This is a genomic window from Nonomuraea sp. NPDC001831 (genome assembly GCF_042892035.1).
GTDB lineage: Bacteria > Actinomycetota > Actinomycetes > Streptosporangiales > Streptosporangiaceae > Nonomuraea.
On record NZ_JBIATU010000002.1, the window covers coordinates 859,274 to 874,933 of the forward strand.

Annotated in this window: 18 protein-coding genes; 8 read left to right on the plus strand and 10 right to left on the minus strand. The window is 72.1% G+C overall.

The window, feature by feature from the left end; genetic code table 11:
* The first annotated feature begins 29 nt into the window (after positions 1 to 29).
* The 3 genes from ACFYYW_RS09485 (at position 30) to ACFYYW_RS09495 (ending at position 2,865) form a co-directional block, all read left to right on the plus strand.
* Positions 30 to 1,619: an acyl-CoA carboxylase subunit beta gene (locus ACFYYW_RS09485; protein WP_387646842.1), complete on the plus strand. Its 1,590-nt coding sequence runs from the start codon at positions 30 to 32 to the stop codon at positions 1,617 to 1,619.
* Entirely contained in the window at positions 1,616 to 1,816 is a 201-nt protein-coding gene (locus ACFYYW_RS09490; RefSeq protein WP_352321646.1) for an acyl-CoA carboxylase subunit epsilon, read from the plus strand. Before ACFYYW_RS09485 ends, ACFYYW_RS09490 begins: the two co-directional genes overlap by 4 nt.
* Before the next feature lie 107 nt (positions 1,817 to 1,923).
* Complete coding sequence (locus tag ACFYYW_RS09495) at positions 1,924 to 2,865, plus strand: NYN domain-containing protein (RefSeq protein ID WP_352321648.1); 942 nt, start codon at positions 1,924 to 1,926, stop codon at positions 2,863 to 2,865.
* Here ACFYYW_RS09495 and ACFYYW_RS09500 read toward each other — a convergent pair.
* Complete coding sequence (locus tag ACFYYW_RS09500; protein ID WP_352321649.1) at positions 2,823 to 3,821, minus strand: DUF5937 family protein; 999 nt, start codon at positions 3,819 to 3,821, stop codon at positions 2,823 to 2,825. The two genes, ACFYYW_RS09495 and ACFYYW_RS09500, sit on opposite strands and share 43 nt — an antisense overlap.
* 60 nt (positions 3,822 to 3,881) lie before the next feature.
* Between ACFYYW_RS09500 and ACFYYW_RS09505 the strand changes: the two genes are divergently transcribed.
* The 5 genes from ACFYYW_RS09505 (at position 3,882) to ACFYYW_RS09525 (ending at position 7,981) form a co-directional block, all read left to right on the plus strand.
* Positions 3,882 to 5,138, plus strand: coding sequence for an MFS transporter (locus tag ACFYYW_RS09505; protein WP_387646847.1), 1,257 nt, complete (start codon positions 3,882 to 3,884; stop codon positions 5,136 to 5,138).
* A 77-nt stretch (positions 5,139 to 5,215) separates the two neighbouring features.
* Positions 5,216 to 6,619, plus strand: coding sequence for a DNA-3-methyladenine glycosylase 2 family protein (locus ACFYYW_RS09510; RefSeq protein WP_364389261.1), 1,404 nt, complete (start codon positions 5,216 to 5,218; stop codon positions 6,617 to 6,619).
* Positions 6,616 to 7,128, plus strand: coding sequence for a methylated-DNA--[protein]-cysteine S-methyltransferase (locus tag ACFYYW_RS09515; protein ID WP_387646850.1), 513 nt, complete (start codon positions 6,616 to 6,618; stop codon positions 7,126 to 7,128). Before ACFYYW_RS09510 ends, ACFYYW_RS09515 begins: the two co-directional genes overlap by 4 nt.
* A gap of 198 nt (positions 7,129 to 7,326) precedes the next feature.
* Positions 7,327 to 7,455 carry a hypothetical protein gene (locus tag ACFYYW_RS09520; protein ID WP_387646853.1) on the plus strand — a complete coding sequence of 43 codons (129 nt, stop codon included), beginning with the start codon at positions 7,327 to 7,329 and terminating at the stop codon, positions 7,453 to 7,455.
* Positions 7,456 to 7,549: 94 nt separating this feature from the next.
* Positions 7,550 to 7,981, plus strand: coding sequence for a MarR family winged helix-turn-helix transcriptional regulator (locus tag ACFYYW_RS09525; protein ID WP_387646855.1), 432 nt, complete (start codon positions 7,550 to 7,552; stop codon positions 7,979 to 7,981).
* A gap of 127 nt (positions 7,982 to 8,108) precedes the next feature.
* On the opposite strand, the gene ACFYYW_RS09530 is transcribed toward ACFYYW_RS09525, so the two are convergent.
* From ACFYYW_RS09530 to ACFYYW_RS09570, 9 genes are all read right to left on the minus strand, one after another.
* Complete coding sequence (locus tag ACFYYW_RS09530; protein WP_352325825.1) at positions 8,109 to 9,041, minus strand: hypothetical protein; 933 nt, start codon at positions 9,039 to 9,041, stop codon at positions 8,109 to 8,111.
* On the minus strand, positions 9,038 to 9,658 hold the full coding sequence (locus ACFYYW_RS09535; RefSeq protein ID WP_352325824.1) for a hypothetical protein: 621 nt from the start codon (positions 9,656 to 9,658) through the stop codon (positions 9,038 to 9,040). Before ACFYYW_RS09535 ends, ACFYYW_RS09530 begins: the two co-directional genes overlap by 4 nt.
* On the minus strand, positions 9,655 to 12,390 hold the full coding sequence (locus ACFYYW_RS09540) for a BTAD domain-containing putative transcriptional regulator (protein ID WP_387646859.1): 2,736 nt from the start codon (positions 12,388 to 12,390) through the stop codon (positions 9,655 to 9,657). The genes ACFYYW_RS09535 and ACFYYW_RS09540 overlap by 4 nt, the downstream gene beginning before the upstream one ends.
* Before the next feature lie 70 nt (positions 12,391 to 12,460).
* Entirely contained in the window at positions 12,461 to 12,847 is a 387-nt protein-coding gene (locus ACFYYW_RS09545; RefSeq protein ID WP_387646861.1) for a pilus assembly protein TadG-related protein, read from the minus strand.
* A gap of 20 nt (positions 12,848 to 12,867) precedes the next feature.
* Positions 12,868 to 13,263 carry a TadE family protein gene (locus ACFYYW_RS09550; RefSeq protein ID WP_387646863.1) on the minus strand — a complete coding sequence of 132 codons (396 nt, stop codon included), beginning with the start codon at positions 13,261 to 13,263 and terminating at the stop codon, positions 12,868 to 12,870.
* Entirely contained in the window at positions 13,260 to 13,682 is a 423-nt protein-coding gene (locus tag ACFYYW_RS09555; RefSeq protein ID WP_352325819.1) for a TadE family protein, read from the minus strand. The genes ACFYYW_RS09550 and ACFYYW_RS09555 overlap by 4 nt, the downstream gene beginning before the upstream one ends.
* A complete protein-coding gene (locus tag ACFYYW_RS09560) occupies positions 13,666 to 13,899 on the minus strand; it encodes a hypothetical protein (protein WP_352325818.1) in 234 nt (77 codons plus the stop codon). The genes ACFYYW_RS09555 and ACFYYW_RS09560 overlap by 17 nt, the downstream gene beginning before the upstream one ends.
* A complete protein-coding gene (locus ACFYYW_RS09565; RefSeq protein WP_387646866.1) occupies positions 13,899 to 14,819 on the minus strand; it encodes a type II secretion system F family protein in 921 nt (306 codons plus the stop codon). Before ACFYYW_RS09565 ends, ACFYYW_RS09560 begins: the two co-directional genes overlap by 1 nt.
* Positions 14,812 to 15,660: a type II secretion system F family protein gene (locus tag ACFYYW_RS09570; RefSeq protein WP_352325815.1), complete on the minus strand. Its 849-nt coding sequence runs from the start codon at positions 15,658 to 15,660 to the stop codon at positions 14,812 to 14,814. The genes ACFYYW_RS09565 and ACFYYW_RS09570 overlap by 8 nt, the downstream gene beginning before the upstream one ends.

The following is a 15,660-nucleotide window of genomic DNA, read 5'->3' on the forward strand; positions in this document are numbered from 1 at the left end:
CTCTAGGAGGACGGGTTAGCCTAGCGCGCATGAGCGCAGCCGCCGATCCCATGCCGGACATGCCGGACATCCACACCACCGCAGGCAAGATCGCCGACCTGGAGCGAAGGCTCGACGAGGCCGTGCACGCCGGCTCGGCGTCGGCGGTGGACAAACAGCACGCCAAGGGCAAGATGACCGCGCGCGAGCGGGTGCTCGCGCTGCTCGACGAGGGCTCGTTCGTGGAGTTCGACGAGTTCGCCCGCCACCGGTCCACGATGTTCGGGCTGGAGAAGCGGCGTCCGTACGGCGACGGCGTCATCACCGGCCACGGCACGATCGACGGCCGCCAGGTCTGTGTGTTCTCCCAGGACGTCACGGTCTTCGGCGGCTCCCTCGGCGAGGTGTACGGCGAGAAGATCGTCAAGGTGATCGACCTGGCGCTCAAGACGGGCTGCCCGATCATCGGCATCAACGAGGGCGGCGGCGCGCGCATCCAGGAGGGCGTGGTCGCGCTCGGCCTCTACGCGGAGATCTTCAAGCGGAACGTGCACGCCTCCGGCGTGATCCCGCAGATCTCGCTCATCATGGGCGCCGCGGCCGGCGGCCACGTCTACTCGCCCGCCCTGACCGACTTCGTGGTGATGGTGGATCAGACGTCCCACATGTTCATCACGGGCCCCGACGTGATCAAGACGGTGACCGGCGAGGAGGTCACGTTCGAGGAACTGGGCGGGGCCCGCGCGCACAACACCAAGTCGGGCGTGGCCCACTACCAGGCCGCCGACGAGGAGGACGCCCTCGACTACGTCAAGGCGCTGCTGTCCTACCTGCCCTCCAACAACCTGGACGAGGCCCCGGCCTTCGCCCCCGCCGCCGACCTGGAGCCCGACCCCGAGCTCGACCTGGTGATCCCCGACTCCCCCAACCAGCCGTACGACATGCGCCAGGTGATCGAGCACGTGCTCGACGACGGGGAGTTCCTGGAGGTCCACGCGCTCTTCGCGCCGAACATCGTGGTCGGCTACGGCCGCGTGGACGGCCAGCCGGTCGGGGTCGTCGCCAACCAACCCATGCATTTCGCCGGATGTCTGGATATCGACGCCTCCGAGAAGGCCGCCAGATTTATTCGAACTTGTGATGCCTTTAATATTCCGATCCTGACTTTTGTTGATGTACCGGGATTCCTCCCCGGCACCGACCAGGAATGGAACGGAATCATCCGCCGCGGCGCCAAGCTCCTGTACGCCTACGCCGAGGCCACGGTCCCGCTGGTCACGGTCATCACCCGCAAGGCGTACGGCGGCGCGTACGACGTCATGGGCTCCAAGCACCTCGGCGCGGACGTCAACCTCGCCTGGCCCACCGCCCAGATCGCGGTCATGGGCGCGCAGGGCGCGGTCAACATCCTCTACCGGCGCGAACTGGCGGCCTCCGACGAGCCCGACGCCGAGCGCGCCCGGCTCGTCACCGAGTACGAGGACACTTTGGCCAATCCGTACATCGCGGCCGAACGCGGCTATGTGGACTCGGTGATTCGGCCGTCCGAAACCCGGCCCCAAGTTGTCCGGGCACTTCGCGCGCTGCGTAACAAGAGAGCCTCGCTGCCGCCGAAGAAGCATGGGAACATTCCTCTATGAGCGACCACCTGCGGATAGTCCGCGGCGACGCCACGCCCGAGGAGATCGCGGCCGTGGTGGCCGTGCTCGCCACGCGGCGGAGCTCGTACACCGAACCCGAGAGACCTCGTAGACAAACATGGCGAAACCCCGCCAGAGGCATGCGTAACCCTGGCCTGCCGGGGAAGGCGGCTTGGCGGATGAGCGCACTACCCTAGATAGATCCCGGGAATCGGGTGTCAAGTTCCCCGGGAGTTGGGACTATCTAGAGAAAGTAGGCGTATATAGTCAGCCGATCAACTAACACCGCGGCCTGGAGGACGACATGGCCATCCCAGACCTCATGCCGCATCCTGTGGCAGCCAAGTACGCCGTCCTAGTGGATGTCGGTTATCTCTACGCTGCGGCAGGTGAGGTGCTGCTCGGCGCGAAGGAACGCAAGGAATATCGGGTGGCCGCCGATGAGCTCATCCAGAGTCTACAGAAACATGCAGAGGAACGTATTTCCGGCGAACTTCTGCGGATCTATTGGTATGACGCCGCCCGCGACCGTGTGCCCACCGTCGACCAGCGTGTCATCGCCCAGCTCCCGTGGGTCAAGGTGCGCCTCGGCAACCTCAACGCCCGCGGCCAGCAGAAGGGCGTCGACGCGCAGATCAGGAGCGACCTGGAGGCGCTGGCCCGGCATCACGCGGTGACCGACACGATCCTGCTGGCGGGCGATGAGGACATGGTTCCGGCGGTCGAGGCGGCGCAGGCGTACGGCGTGCGCATCCACCTGTGGGGCGTCGAGCCGCCCTACGGCACCAACCAGGCCGAGCGCCTGGTGTGGGAGTCCGACACGGTGGAAGTGATCTCCGCCGATTTCCTGAGGCCCTTTTTCAGTCGCGCTCCGCAGCCGGTCGCGGTCACCCCGCCCGCCGCGGCTCCCTCGCCCGCCCAGGTGTTCGCCGGGCGCGCGCCGGTCAAGCCGCACGCCAAGCCAGGCCAGGTCGCCAAGCTGGGGCCCAGCCGTCCGCGCGTGGAGGACGTCGGCGAGCACGTCGCCCAGAAGTGGATACTCACCCGCGGCCGCGACAACATCCGCGACCTGCTGCCCGGCCCGATCCTGCCGACGGTGATCGACACCGAGCTGCTGATCGAGGCGGAGAAGGAGCTCGGGCACTCGCTGCGGCCCTACCCGGAGGCCCGGGTCTGGCTGCGTGACGGGTTCTGGGCGCGCGTCTACCGGGAGTTCGACCTGGGGGTGGGGGTCTCCTCCAAGTAGAGCAGCGTCTCGGCGACCGCCGTGCGGGCGTAGAGCACGTACCGGCCGGTGCGGTGCGCGGTGCACAGGCCGGCCTTGCGCAGCGCCGTCAGGTGCTGGTTGACGCCGGGCTCGGAGAGCCCGGCGCGCTGGGCGAGGTCGCGCGTCGAGGCGGGCTGGTCCAGCTCGGCCAGCAGCCGGGCGCGTGTCCTGCCGAGCACGGCGGCCAGCGCCTCGGGCGGGTCCACCTCGCGGCGCTCCCAGAGCGTCGCGATGCCGCGCGGCGCGTAACGCACGGTCGGCTGGTACGGCGGCGTCGTGACCGACAGGACCCGCGGCCAGGCGAACACGCACGGCACCAGCAGCAGCCCGAGCCCTCTCAGTGACCGGCGGCCGGACACGTACCGGTGTTGCAGCCGCAGCGTGCCGTCGTCCCAGGTGACGGAGTCGTCGAGGTCGGCCAGCATGCGCTGGGCGCCGCCCTCGGCCAGCAGCCTGGCGCGGTGCAGGATCTCGCCCTCCAGCAGCGACCTGATCCGCGGCCAGTACGGCGCCATCGCCGCCTCCCAGTAGCCGGCCACCTCTCCGGCCAGGCGTTCGAGGCCCTGTTCCGGGTCGTCGTAGAGGGCCTGCACCCGTTTCGTCCGGGGACCGCCGATGTGGTCCAGGTCCGTGCGGACCCGGGCGGCCGCGCCCCGCATCGTGGCGAGTTCCAGCTCCAGGTCCGGCATGGACGTCGAGGGCGGCGTGCAGGTGAAGCCAGCGATCGAGACGGTGGGCACCGGGACCAGGTCCGACAGCAGCCGCCAGTCCACGTCCTGGAGGCGGCGGCGCACCTGGTCGGCCCAGGGGCGCAGGAGCGGGTGCGCGGCCGGGTTCTTCACCACGCGCGCGCTGGCCACGACCTCGCCGAGCGGGGAGACGGCGAAGCGGATGTTGGCGAGGTCGTGGGCGGTGAACGTCAGATCGAGGGTCATTGAATTTGCTTGTCACTTAATCGATAGCGGCCTTGCCCGACATTTCAGCATCCTGCCGACATGTCAGCAACCTTGGTGGAAGCTCCGCTTCTGCGGCTTCGTGCGTTCCGCAACCTGTTCGTCGCCGGCGCGGTCAGCCAGCTGGGCAGCCAGATCACCTACGTCGCCCTTCCCCTGCTCGCCGTGACCGCCCTCGGGGCGGGCGCGGGCGAGGTCGGGCTGCTCTCGGCGCTCGCCACGCTCACGGCCCTGGTGATCGGGCTGCCTGCCGGGGCCTGGGTGGACCGCGTCCGGCGGCGCCGCCTGATGATCGCGATGGACGCCGCCCGCGCCGTGGCGTTGTTGTCGGTGCCGGTTGCCTGGTGGGCCGGGACGTTGTCCATGGCGCAGCTCTACGTCGTCACGGTGCTCGTGGGGGCGGGGTCGCTGCTGTTCGACGTGGCGTCCATGAGCATCGTGCCGGGGCTGGTCGGGCGCGAGCGGCTGACGTCGGCCAACTCGCTGCTCGTGGGCACGGCCGCGGGCATGGACGTCGCCGGGCGCAGCCTCGCCGGAGTGCTGGCCCAGGTCGTGGGCGCGCCGCTGGCCGTGCTGCTGGACGCGCTGAGCTACCTGTGGTCGGCGGTCTGGCTGCGCGGCGTGCCCGAACCGGCGCTTGCCGGGGACGGCTCGCCGGAGGCCGCGGAGTCCCTGCGGGCCCGGATCGCGGCGGGCGTGCGGTTCATCCTCGGCAACCGGGTGCTGGTCGCGGCCCTGGTCCAGGGCACGATGGCGAACCTGGCGTTCCCGCTCTGCTCGGTCCTGCTGCCGGTGCTCATCGTCGGGCGGCTGGGCTATCCGGAGTGGGTGTTCGGGGCGTACCTGGCGGTGGGCGGGCTCGGCGTGCTCGCCGGGTCGTCGTCGGCCCATCTGCTCGGCCGGCGCTTCGGCACGGGCCGCGCGGTGTGGGTGGTCAGCCTGGCCACCGCCCCGGCCGCGCTGGTGATCCCGTTCCTCGACGCCGGGCCGTGGTTGTGGGCCGCGGCGGCGGCGTGGTTCGTGCTGACGTTCCGTACCGGGGTGAACAACGTGCTGCTGGTGAGCCTGCGGCAGCGCGTCACGCCGGACCACCTGCTCGGCCGGATGACGGCCACCATGCGGCTGCTGCTGATGGGCGCGGTCGGCCTCGGCGGGCTGCTGGCCGGGCTGCTCGGCGAGGTGTGGGGGGTGCGCGCGCCGCTCTGGGCGGGCGCGGTGATCATGGCCGTGAGCTGGTTGCCGATCCACTTCTCAGCCCTTCGCCGATCAGGTCCGAATACCGCTGGTCGGCCGTACTGACCTGCTGACCTGCGTTTTCATGGTGAGGTCCGATTTCCGCCGGTCGGCACCCGCGGCCCGCGCATAGTCTCGGGGGCATGTCACCCCTAGAGCTCGACTTCGACTCCTGTTACCGGGCGGTCTCCGCCAGGGACTCCCGGTTCGACGGGCGCTTCTACACCGCGGTGACGACGACGCGCATCTACTGCCGGCCGATCTGCCCGGCGCGTACCCCCTCCTCCAGGAACGTGCGCTTCTACCGGCACGCGGCCTCGGCCGAGGCGGCCGGGTTCCGGCCGTGCAAACGCTGCCGTCCCGAGCTGTCGCCCGGCGATCCCGGCTGGGACCTGCGCGGCGACCTCGTCGGCCGGGCCCTGCGGCTGATCGACGACGGAGCCGCCGACGAGCGCGGCGTGGCCGGGCTGGCCCGGCGGCTGCACATCACCGAACGCCACCTGCACCGGCTGTTCGTGGCCGAGCTGGGCGTCGGGCCGCTGGCCGTGGCCCGCACCAAGCGGCTCCTGCTGGCCAAGCAGCTGCTGACGGAGACCGGGCTGCCGGTCACCGAGGTGGCGTTCGCGGCCGGGTTCGGCAGCGTGCGGCAGTTCAACGCCACCATGCGGGAGACGTACGGCTTCACGCCGAGCGAGCTGCGCGCCACCGCCGGACGTCCGGCGGCGCCGCCCGAGCCCGAGGCCGCCGGGCCGGTCACGCTGAGGCTGCGGCTGCACCGCCGCGAGCCGTACGACGTGGCGGGCGTGTTCGGGTTCCTGACCTCACGCGCCATCCCCGGCCTCGAGGTCGCGGGCCCCGAGTCGTACTCCAGGGCCGTGCCGGGCGGGACGATCACGCTCACCCCCCGGCCGGACCACATCGCGCTCGACGTGGCCCTGGCCGACACCCGGCAGCTGGCCCGCATCGTCGCCCGCTGCCGCCGCCTGCTCGACCTGGACGCCGACCCCGACGCCATCGCCGAGGCGCTCGGCCAGACCTCGCTGGCCCCGCTCGTCCAGGCGCGGCCCGGACTGCGGGTGCCGGGCACGTTCGACGGCTTCGAGCTGGCCGTACGCGCGGTGGTCGGCCAGCAGATCTCGGTGGCCGGAGCCCGTACGCTGCTCGGCCGCATCGTCGCCAGGACCGGCGGCCCGCTCTTCCCCACCGCGGCCGAGCTTCGGGAGGCGGACCTGACGGGCCTCGGCCTGACCAACCGCAGGATCGCCACCCTCGCCGACCTGGCGGGCCGGGTCGCCGACGGCGACATCGACCTCGACGGCGGCCAGGACCCGGCCGAGGCCGGGTCCGAGCTGCTGAAGGTGCCCGGCATCGGCCCCTGGACCGCCAGCTACATCGCGCTGCGCGCCCTGCGCGACCCCGACGCCTGGCCCACGGGCGACCTCGTGCTGAGAAAGCGCATGGCCGCCCTGGGCATCCCCGACGACCACATCGAACGGTGGCGGCCCTGGCGGGCCTACGCCGCCCTGCACCTCTGGAGCTCCTCATGATCACCGCTCAGGTCCTGCCGACGCCGATCGGCTCGCTCTCGCTGCTCACCCGCGAGGGGGTTCTCGTGGCCGGCGGCTTCACGGCCGACCCGGCGGAGATGTTCGTCCGCCTCACCCCGGCCCTTCAGGCGGAGGGTCTGGACGTGGTGGACGACCTCGGCACCCCCGCCGAAGCCGTCCGGGCCTACTTCGACGGCGACCTCGACGCCCTGGACGCCGTCCCGGTCTCGCAGCCCGGCTCCCCCACCCGCAAGCGCCTGCACGAAGCGCTGCGCGAGGTCCGCGCGGGGACGACGGTCTCGTACGCCGAGCTGGCCCAGGCCGCCGGACTTCCCCGTACCGCCGCCCGCGCCGCCGGCTCCGCCTGCGCCCAGAACCTCATCGCCCCCTTCGTCCCCTGCCACCGCGTCCTGCCCAGCACGGGCGGCTACGGCGGCTACTACTACGGCGTCCCGGTCAAGGAATGGCTCCTCGCCCACGAAAGCGGACAAACCCTCAACCTACAGTAATGGGACGACAGCGTTCGGTAATGTGTTCGCATGTCGCCGACCCTGGGACATGAGGATCTCCCGAGCCGCGTCGCATGGTTCGCCGAAGGGAGGGCCCAAGGCCTGACCTTCGACCAAGCCTTGGGCAGGGCCCAGATCAGGGCCTTGCACAGGTCCAGCAGAGCCAAGGGCATGGCCGAGGCGATCGTTCGGATTCTGATGGCCAGGGGGATCCCCCTGCCCGAGGAGGCGGCCGAGCGGATCCTGCAGTGCCCCGACCCCGAACTCCTCGCGCCCTGGATCGACTGGGCCGTCACCACCGAGAACTCGGACGAGCTCATCGACTGAGCCGCGCGGGGTTGGCGGCATAGAATGGGGGTCGTGCGACGTTAGACGGCGTAGGCATCATTTGCAGGCGCCTGGTAAACGAGGAGGGGTTCACATGCCTCTGGCCGACGACGCCGTGGAGGCGCGTGCCCAGGGGTGGCGCACCCTCGCCGCCCTGCACGCGAAGATCGAGGACAGGCTCGAGAAGGCGCTGCAGAAGGCGCACGGCCTGAGCGTGAGCGAGTACACGGTGCTCGACGTCCTGGCCCGCCAGGACGGCTGGCACATGCGCATGCAGCAGCTCGCCCGCGCCGTCGTGCTCAGCCAGAGCGCCACGACCCGGCTGGTCACCCGGCTGGAGAAGCGCGGCCTGCTCAAGCGCTATCTGTGCGAGGACGACCGGCGCGGCATCTACTCCGAGGTCACCCCCGGCGGCCGCGACCTGCTGACCACCGCGGGCCCGACGCACGACACCGTGCTGAAGGAGGTGCTGGCGGAGGCGGCCGAGCAGCCCGAGCTGGCACCGCTGGCCGCAGTGATCGCCTAGGCTCGCCCAGCCACAGTGATCGCCTAAGCTCGCCCGGCCGTAGTGATCGCCTAGGCTCGTCCGGCGGCAATGATCGCCTGGGCCCGCCGGGTCGAGGTGATCACCTCGGCCCGGGGCCCCGCCGCCGTCAGGGTTTCACGTTGCTCTGGATCTCGCCGACCGGTACGTCCCGGGTCGCCCCCGCCTCGACCGGCGCGAACTGGAACGGCACCGCGTCACCCGTCGTCTCCACCGGCCACGACGTGGTGACGGTGAGCCGGTACGCCTCGCGCGGCTGGTCGATCGAGGCCCGCAGGTAACGCACGCCACAGGTGAACGAGGCCCCCTTGGCGTACGGACGTCCGGCCGCCCCGCAACCCTCCTCGTGCACCTCCGCCCGGTCCTTCGCGGTACCCGGGTCGATCTTGATGCTCTTCAGCGTGGCCACCACGGTCACGCTCATGACGCCCGGGATCTCCGCGGTCACCGATCTGCGCCGCTCGCCCAGGCCCTCCAGCCAGACCCAGGTGGGCAGGTTGACGAAGCTCTTGGCGTCGGGGCTCAGTCTGATCGTGGGCTCGGGAACGGTCAGGGACGCCCTGGCGATCTCGGCGAGCTCCCGGATCGTGATCCCGGCGGGCGGCGTCGTGCCCGGCGGCACGAACACGAACGGGTCGAGCGCCGCGAAGCAGACCTGGCCCTTCGGGTCGGAGGCGTCGTACGCCGGGCCCCACCAGCGTCCGTCCTTGCCGACCTTGTCCTTGAACTGTTTGAGGAAGTCCTGGAACCCCTCCTCGGACGCGTCCTTGGTGTACCTGAACCAGTAGTCGCGCAGAGCCTCCTGCGACTTCAGCATCTCGGCGCCGGTCATGCCGGGCTCGTACCAGCAGGGGCGCTTGAGGACGTATCCGTCCGCGTTGCCGCCCTTGGCGCCGTTGCCGGAGATGACGATCCTGGAGTTGCGCAGCTCGATCCCTCTGGTCCGGCCGTGCTCGATGGGGCTGCCGGCCGTCTCGCCGGGGTCGTCGAGCTGGCCCAGCAGCATCAGCGCCGCGGTGGCCAGCGAGATCACGCGGTTCATCGCGCGCATCCTTCCTTGTCATAGAGGAATTCCCGGATCCGCCACACGCCGTCGTCGCCGCGGTGCGCGAGGGCCCTCTGGAGGTAGGGGGCGCGCATGATGGAGGGCTGGGGCGAGACGGCCTCGCCGCTGCTCGCGCTGACCACGCGTGCCTTCGACTCGTCCACGCAGGTGTCGATCTGCGCGCCCTTGTCCAGCACCTTCGTGACCCGCAGGCCGTACAGTCTGGCGACGCCCTTCACCCTTCTGTCCTCCTCGGTGTACCGGCGTACTCCGTCATACGCCTGGCGCACCGCCTGGAGTTCGAGATCCAGATCCTTCAGGTATCGATCGCTTCCCGAGACCATCACCTTGCGGGAGGCGAGGTACCAGTCGGTGATCACGCGCATGAGCGGGTCGCGCCGGGCGGGCCAGTCGATGTCGACCCGCAGCTTCCCGCCGCCGACCTCGATCGTCTCGACGCCGGGCGCGTCCGCGGAGGGCCGCGCCGAGCCTCCCGCCGTGGGCGCGGTCGCCGGGGTGGTGCCGGACGGGCCCGGCTGCGGCGTGTACGGCCGCTCGGCCTGCCCGCACCCCGCCGCCAGCAGGACGAGCGCGATCACCGTCATACGTCTCATGCGGACGACTCCCTCACCACGTGGATGCGCCACGAGGGCAGCAGTTCCTCGATCAACGCCTCGGTCTCCGGGGCCATCCCACCGCCGTACGGGTGGGAGGCGGCCCTGCGGGTCAGGACCTCGACCACGGCCCGCATGCGGACGGCGTCCCCGGTGGCGTGGGTGGCCCGCAGCAGGTCGCGCCAGAGCCCCTCGTCGTCGGTCGCCAGCAGCAGCGCCGCGCGGACGGCCGCCACCGCCGCGTCCGGCTCGTCCTGGGCCAGCCGCAGCTCGCACAGCCGGTGGGCCGCATCGGCCACGCCGGCCGCGACGTCGTACTCCAGGTCGTCGGCCGCCAGCCAGGCGTACCGGCCGGACGGGCGGTTGGCCAGGAGCGGGCCGCGTACCAGGCCGAGCGCCTTCTCCAGCAGGACGGTGCGGGCCGTCGGATCGTGCTGGGAGCGGCGGACCAGCTCGCGGAACAGGGCCCAGTCCGTACGGACCTCGGGGCCGAGCCTGAGCCGCCCTGCCTCGTCGACGTGCAGGTGCTCGGGGCCGAGCCAGTCGGCGACGCGGGCGATGGTGGCGTCCCTGACCATGGTCTGCACCCCGCGCGGCCACAACACGCCCCCGAGCACGACGGGGTGCACGCCGCCGGGATGCGTGGCCAGGTAGACCAGCAGCTCGGTGGCCAGCGCCATGCGGCCCTCTTCGAGGGGCGCGAGCCCGGTGATCTCGATCGGGCCGAGCATTTTGATCTCGACGGCGGGCGGGTGCAGGCCCTCCAGCGGCTCGGCCTCGGGATAGGCCTCGCCGTCGAGCCGTCCGGCGGTGCGGAAGAGGTCGATCAGCGCCTTGTAGTGGCGGCGCGGCAGGAGCTGGGCCTCGACCTCGAAGCCCAGCTCGGCGATGCGCGCCTTGCCGTCGTCGCCGATCTCCAGCGTCCAGGTGGCGTGCGGGACGTCGCCGGCCACGACGTATCCGGCGGTGTCCCGGCGGGCCAGCAGCGCCAGGCGGCGGGCCTCCTCGTGCGTGGGCGCCACGGCCGACAGCAGGTAGTGGGCCTCGCGCGGGCCGCCGGAGACGCGCCCGGTGAGCACCTCCCTGCGCGGCGCGGCGGTCGCCTCCAGCTCGGGCAGCACCTCGGCCAGGCCGCCGACGGCCCTGATCCGGTCGGGGGCGATCGCGGTCAGCTCCTCGCCGAACCCGACGAGCGTGATGCGCATGCGGTCGGACCAGCGGTTGGTGGCCAGCTCGACGGCGAGCGCGGCCAGGGCCGCGGTGGTCTGCGGGCCGCGCACGTTGATCAGGCCCTGCGCGGCCTCCAGGTCGATCAGCACCCGGCCGCTCGCGTCCGTGCCGATCGAGACCAGCCCCGGGTACGGCGCGCCGCCCGCCTGCTCCTCCAGCAGACGTCCTTCGTGGGCGGGCAGACGCCACACCTGGCCGCCGTCCTGGGCCGTCCACGGCTCGGGCGGGTCGTCGTCCGGCGGGTGGATCCACAGGTCGAGCGTGCGCGGGGACAGGTGGACGCCGTACACGGTGGGCGGGGTGCGGTGCTGGGCGGCCAGCTCGGCGCCGAGCAGCCGCAGCCCGATGTCGAGGATGCGCGCGCCCGGGGCGTCGCCGCCCAGCCTGAGCGCGACCTCGGCCTGGGCGGCGTCGTCGCGCGGCCGGACGATCCGGCGCCCGAACACCCTGCGCCACAACTGCTCCCGCCGCCTCCTGGCCAGCAGGGCCAGCAGCCCGGCGGCGGCCAGCGACGCCCCGGCCAGGTAGTCGATCAGGTCGAGGCTCTGGGCCTCCCTGATGGTGATCTCGGGCTGGTCCTGGCGCACGTCGGGCTTGCGGTGCCTGGCCTGGTCCTTCTCGGTCTTCTCTGCGGTCTTCTTCCCGACGTCGTGCCGGGCGTCGGGCTGGGCACGGGTGTGGGCCACGCCGGGGTGCTCGCGCAACGTCTGCTCGCGGGACTGGCCGGCGGGGACGATGTGCACGTTCCTGGCGTCGTCCGGCATGTCGAGCACCCAGCCGGGCCTGATCAGGTCGGCCATGCGGAGGCGGGTGCCGTCCGGCTGCTCCTTGGCCTGGTTGAGTCGGTAAATTTCGGGATATCGGCGGCCGTCTCCCAGGCACTTCTCCGCGATCTCCCACAGGCTCTCGTGGTGCCGGCCGTGCGGCGGCTGCACGACGTACACCTTCTTGGTCTTGTGGGTCTCCAGCGTCTGCTCGACGATCGGCGCGGAATAGGCGACCGCGGTCACCGGCGGCGCGGCGGGCGGCGCGGCCATCCGCGCGATGGGCGCGATCATGGCCCCGGCCGTGAACAGCAGCAACACCGCGCCGACGAGCTTGTTGGCCAGCGCCTGCGTGCCGCCCGACAGCGGTACGCGGGCAGGCATCCCGACCCTTCGGACACCGGCGTACACCTCGACCAGCACGCACACGAAGAGCTGGAACCAGGCCAGCCACACCAGCAGCACCAGGACGGCCTGGATCGTGCTGGGCCCGGCCTCGGCGGTGAAGAACCGCAGGTCGAGCATCTCGGACGTGACCGGCGGACCGGCGAACCTGAGCAGCGCGTACGGCACCCCGCCCACCAGCGCCACCAGCGCCACCAGTGCCGCGAGCCCGGCGAGCACGTCGCCGAAGGTGCGCCTGGCCGGGATGCGCGCAGGCGGCCGCCTGGGCTGGTGCCGCCCCGGGGGACGCGCCGGCTCTCGCGTCGGCTCTCGCGTCGGCTCTCGCGTCGGCATCGCCGCTCCCTTCTTCCGTCCAGCGTCCTGCCTCGTGCGTTGCCCCGGCCACCGAGTGGCGGGAATCGGTCTACCTGGCTTCCGGGGCGGCCGTGGCCTCGCCGTTCATCTCCGAGCCCGGGAACCCGAGGGCCCCGAGGAAGAACGCCTCCCACCGCACCGAGACGCTGACCGTCACCTGGTCCTGCTGGACCGAGCAGGAGCCGCGGGCCACGCCGTCGCCGCCCTGGGCCGCGACGATCTCGTCGGCCCTGGCGCAGACCTGGCCCTCGTCCAGCAGGGTGACCTCGCCGCCGGTGCGCAGGCGGTCGACGTCGATCTTGTCCGCGCCCGCCCGCGCGGCCTGCTCGGCGACGTCGGCGGCGCGCAGCCGGGCGTTGATCGCCGCGCCGCCGTCGACCAGCAGCCCGGCCAGGAGGAACACCACGACCGAGAAGAGCACCGTGAAGACCGACATGGACCCCCGCTCCCCCGCCTTCACGGCTCCCTCCTGACGAGCTGCTCAAGCGGCACCACGGCGGTGCCGGTCAGCCGCTTGGTGCCGCCGAACCCGAGGAAGCCGAGGTCGAGCTCGCAGGTCACCTCCGCCTGCACCTGGCCGCCCGCCTCCCAGGTGGATCCGTCCAGGTTCACGGCGGTGGCGCCGCACTTGTCGTCCAGTGCGCTCCTGGCGGTGCTCTCCGCCGCGGCGCCGGCGTCGTCGAAGCTGCGCTGCACGGACGCGGCCCGCGCGGCGTCCCTGGCCGCGCCGTTGACCCGCCCCTGCGTCTCCACCAGCACCCCCGCCCCGACCAGGAACATGAGGAACAGCAGGAAGACGGGGGCGAGCATCACCGTCTCCACGGCCATCGACCCGCGCTCGCCCGGCTTCATCGGCAGTCATCACCGCCGTTGTCGGGACGGAAGCACTCGATCGGCCCGCCCGCGGTCGCCGTGATCGTGAACGTGAGCGGCGGCAGCAGCGGCACGACCTGCACGGCGCTGCCCGTGACCGTGACGAAGCGCTGGTCGGGGTCGCGCTCGGAGGTGGTGGCCGCGGCGTTCTCCAGCAGCCGCGGGCCGACCGCCTTGACGATGCCGGTGGCCTTCGCCGTGGCCGCGCCCTGCCAGTCGCCCGAGTCGAACGGCGCCGCCCTGGCCACCCGCGCGCCTTCCCTGGCCGCCGCCTCGGCGATCTGGCGACCGTGGAACCAGAGCGCGACCTGCACGACGAGGAGCGCGACCGCGAGGATGACCGGCATCAGCAACGCCAGCTCGATCACGGTCGCGCCCCGCTCACGAGTCCGCGCCACCACCGCCGCCGCCACCGCCGAACGTGCCCTGGATCTCGCTGGACTTCTGCTCGACCAGGGTCTTGATCAGCGTGGCCAGCCCGAGCGCGACGCCCGCGATGATGGCCGTGATGATCACCCATTCGACGGCGGAGGCGCCCCTGCTGGGCGCGGTGCGGGCGCGCTGGATCCGCACCCCCAGGTAGGCGGTGAGATAGACGATCCAGGGATGGTTCATCAGGCCCCCAACATCTTCATCGCGGCGGGAAAACTGAGAAAGATCACGAAACCGGCGCACAGGAGGAGCTGGGCCACGAGCATCGACTGCGAACGTTCGCCCGCGCGTCCCTCGATCTCGGCCAGTTCGCGCCGGCGCAGGGTGGCGGCCCTGGCGGTGAGCGAGGCGCGCACCTTGGCGCCGTCGTCGGCCACCAGGCCGAGCGCGGCCGACAGGTCGCGCAGCTCGTCGACGTTGATCTCCTCGCCGAGCTGGCCGAGCGCCTGCCACGGGGTGATGCCGACGATCCGGGCGCCGCCGAGCGCGTCGCGGATGCGGCCCATCGCCCAGTTGGGCTGCTCGCCGCTGACCGACACGGCCATCATCAGCGCCTCGGGCACGCCGCGCCCGCCCGCCAGGTTCATCGAGACCAGGTCGAGGAAGGCGCCCACGACGTGCCGGAAGTCGCGTCGCATGGCCGCGGCCTCCTTGCGGATCTGCAGGTCGGGCAGGAAGAAGAAGAGCAGCGCCACGAGCACGGCCGACCAGAACGGCACCGTGAACGACACGCCCCACCCCATGAGCGCCAGCCAGCCGAGCAGGATCGGGAAGGCCAGCAGGCCGCTCGCGGCGAGCAGCACCTTGGTGGCCAGGAACGCCTCGAACGAGCGGCCGAGCAGGGCCAGGTCGGACCTGACCGAGCGGGCCTCCCAGCCGCGGGCGCCGTAGAGGCGGGCCAGGCGGGCGCCGAGACCGCGGCGGAACGCGCTGACCTCCTCGTCGGGCAGCAGGAGCTGGATGTGCGGGGCGCCCGCGTCCTCGCGCACGGCGTCGAGCGCCAGCAGCCGCGCCACCAGCCCGGGACGGGCCGGGAACAACGCGCGGACCAGCACGAACAGGCCGAGGCCGAGCACCGCTCCGGCCAGCACGCCCTCAACCATGGCCGCCTCCCCCCATCAGCAGCCGGGTCGGCTTGTCGAACCTGGCCAGCCGCCGCATCCACGCGAACCCGGCGCCGAACAGGCCGCCGACGACCACGAGGACGGCCTGGCCGAGGGTGGAGCCGTACTCGCTGACGTAGGCGGGGTTGAACAGGATGAGCAGCCCGGCGAAGACCAGTGCCGTGATCACCACGATCTGCACGCTGCGCCTGGTCGAGCGGCGTTCGGCCTCGACGCGGCGGCGCATGTCGAGCTCTTCGCGGGCCGAGACGGCGAGCGCGCCGAGCACGTCGCGCAGGCCGGGGCCGCGCAGCCGGGAGTTGAGGATGAGCGCGGCGATCACCAGGTCGGCCGAGGGGTCGTCGAGCTCGTCGGCGAAGCGGGACAGCGCCTCCGGCAGCGCCATCCGGGTGTGCAGGCGGTCGACCATGGCCCGCAGGTGGGGCCGGAGCGTGGGCGCGGCGGCCCTGATGGAGGACGGGATGGCCTGCTCCAGCCCGGCCGCCCCGGCGATGGTGTCGCGCAGCGACTCGGTCCAGGCGGCCAGCCCTTCCAGGCGGCGCATGGCGGCGCGTTCCTCGGCCGCGCCGCCGGACAGGCCGCGCCAGGCGAACACGAGCAGCACCGTGCCCACCGCCATGACCGGCCAGCCCGTGACCACCAGGACCAGGCCGGCGGCCACCGCGGCGACGGCGGTGCGGGTGGTCAGCATCTTGACCAGCGGGCGTCTGGGCTGGGACGGGCGGCGGCGCAGGCCGTACAGGGCCAGGAAGAACAGGAAGAGGCCGCCGCCGGCGGCCGCGCCCGCCACCATCGCCAGCGGGTCGAGGTCGAACGCCAT